A 1,763-nucleotide genomic window follows, 5' to 3' on the forward strand; every position below is an offset into this window, starting at 1 on the left:
GATTTCTTGGCCGTCCAGGTGGCGATGTAGTCCATCAGGCCGGGGCTGAGGCAGTCATAGGGTTCGAGCCCGATCGACCTCAGCTGGGCGCGGATGCCGTCCATGCGGCTCGGGTCGACGCCGGATTCGATGATCGAGGACACGAAGGCGGCGAAGCCCGGCGGCGACCAGCCGTCCTCCTCGAAGCGCTCGGGGTGGATGAAGGACAGGCCCTTGAAGGCATGGTCGCGCTCGACCGGGCCGTACATGTGGACGCCGCAGCCGGTGCAGGCATGGCGCTGGATCAGCGCTGCAGGGTCGACCACCTTCAGCTTGTCGCCGTTCTCGGCGACCGTGACGTCGCCGGTGCCGGCAACGGCCACCACCGAGAAGATGGCGCCTTCCGGCTTCCAGCATTTGGTGCAGCCGCAGGCATGGTTGTGGGCGATCTGGCCCTTGACCCTCACCTTCACCGGGTTGCTGGTGCAGGCGCAGACCAGCGTGCCGCCGGTGAAGGAAGCGCTTTCCTTCGGCAGCCCGTTGTCGATCTTCGGATGCAGTTTTTCGGCCATTTCCTTCCTCCCTTGTTTGACCACAGGTCGCGGGCGCGCTGGCCCGCGGCCGGTGGCCTTCCTCAGTAAACCACGACGCTGCGGATCGACTTGCCCTCATGCATGAGGTCAAAACCCTTGTTGATGTCGTCGAGCTTCAGCGTGTGCGTGATCATCGGGTCGATCTGGATCTTACCCTCCATGTACCAGTCGACGATCTTGGGCACGTCGGTGCGGCCGCGCGCGCCGCCGAAGGCGGTGCCCATCCAGGTGCGCCCGGTGACCAACTGGAACGGCCGGGTCGCAATCTCCTGGCCGGCGCCGGCGACGCCGATGATGACCGACTTGCCCCAGCCGCGATGCGAGGCTTCGAGCGCCTGGCGCATCACCTTGGTGTTGCCGGTGCAGTCGAAGGTGTAGTCGGCGCCGCCGATCTGGTCGGCGCCGCGCTTGGTCATGTTGACCAGGTAAGGCACGATGTCGCCGTCGATCTCCTTGGGATTGACGAAATGCGTCATGCCGAACTTCTCGCCCCAGGCCTTCTTGTCGTTGTTCAAATCGACGCCGATGATCATGTCGGCGCCGGCAAGCCTGAGCCCCTGGATGACGTTCAAGCCGATGCCGCCGAGGCCGAAGACGACAGCCGTGGCGCCGATCTCGACCTTGGCCGTGTTGATCACCGCGCCGATGCCGGTGGTGACCCCGCAGCCGATGTAGCAGATCTTGTCGAAGGGGGCGTCCGGATTGACCTTGGCGACCGCGATCTCCGGCAGCACGGTGAAGTTGGAAAAGGTCGAGCAGCCCATATAGTGGAACAGCTTTTCGCCGCCGGCCGAGAAGCGCGAGGTGCCGTCGGGCATCAACCCTTGGCCTTGCGTGGCGCGGATGGCGGTGCACAGGTTGGTCTTCCTCGACAGACACGACGGGCACTGCCGGCATTCGGGCGTGTAGAGCGGGATGACATGGTCGCCCTTCCTGACCGAGGTCACCCCCTTGCCGACGTCGACGACGATGCCGGCGCCCTCATGGCCGAGGATGGCCGGAAAGATGCCTTCCGGATCGGCGCCCGAGAGCGTGAATTCGTCGGTGTGGCAGATGCCGGTCGCCTTGATCTCGACCAGAACCTCGCCCTCGCGCGGGCCCTCGAGGTCCACCTCCATGATCTCCAGCGGCTTTCCGGCACCGACGGCGACTGCGGCACGCGTTTTCATTGAGGTATCCTCCCAAGGCAAT

General features: G+C 65.0%; 2 protein-coding genes. Both read right to left on the reverse strand.

The genetic code is table 11. From position 1 onward, the window contains the following. Positions 1–551: S-(hydroxymethyl)glutathione synthase (gene gfa, locus EH240_RS36810; protein WP_125007221.1), on the reverse strand; the 551-nt coding region annotated here is incomplete at its 3' end. 62 nt (positions 552–613) lie between these two features. Beyond that, a complete protein-coding gene (locus tag EH240_RS36815; protein WP_125007222.1) occupies positions 614–1,741 on the reverse strand; it encodes an S-(hydroxymethyl)glutathione dehydrogenase/class III alcohol dehydrogenase in 1,128 nt (375 codons plus the stop codon). Positions 1,742–1,763 lie beyond the last annotated feature (22 nt).

This window comes from Mesorhizobium tamadayense (assembly GCF_003863365.1).
Taxonomy (GTDB): domain Bacteria; phylum Pseudomonadota; class Alphaproteobacteria; order Rhizobiales; family Rhizobiaceae; genus Mesorhizobium; species Mesorhizobium tamadayense.

Coding starts and splice junctions, on each gene's coding strand:
- EH240_RS36815 (WP_125007222.1), bottom strand. CDS start 1,741: ATGAAAACGCGTGCCGCAGTCGCCGTCGGTGCCGGAAAGCCGCTGGAG.